This window comes from Vibrio sp. 1727 (assembly GCF_033344415.1).
In the GTDB taxonomy this organism is placed as follows: domain Bacteria; phylum Pseudomonadota; class Gammaproteobacteria; order Enterobacterales; family Vibrionaceae; genus Vibrio; species Vibrio alginolyticus.
The window spans coordinates 1-501 of the sequence record NZ_JAWPOT010000730.1; the positions used below are offsets into that span (position 1 = coordinate 1).

Sequence of the window (501 nt, forward strand, 5' to 3'; positions counted from 1 at the left end):
CTTGCACCTTACGCCGTCACGTCCTGACATCACAGAATGTTTCATTACATTCATGCGTACGGAAGCCAAAAATGCCGAAGCTCTTTATGTATTAGGCGATCTTTTCGAGTTTTGGGTCGGTGATGATGACAAAACACCGTTTGCAAACCAAATTCGTACCGAGTTCAAAACGCTCACCGACCAAGGTGTCCCGGTTTTCTTTATTCAAGGCAATCGTGACTTCTTGTTGGGCGAACGCTTTTGTAAAGAGACGGGCATCACTTTGCTTGATGACGTTTGCACCATCGACTTATATGGCACAAAAGCGGTGATTTTACACGGCGATACCCTGTGTATTGATGACGTGGAATATCAGAAATTTCGTAAAACTGTGCATCAACCTTGGTTACAATGGATCTTTAAACGCATCCCATGGTATTTAAAGAAAAAAATTGTCTCTAAAGTTCAATCAGACATTCGCGACGATAAGCAGATGAAGTCTTTAGATATCATGGACGTGAA

At 42.3% G+C, this 501-nt stretch carries 1 protein-coding gene; it reads left to right on the plus strand.

All coding sequences use genetic code 11. From position 1 onward, the window contains the following. Window position 1: 1 nt before the first annotated feature. A partial coding sequence (gene lpxH, locus R8O10_RS27850) for a UDP-2,3-diacylglucosamine diphosphatase (RefSeq protein ID WP_318192311.1) occupies window positions 2-501 on the plus strand: 500 nt, incomplete at its 3' end.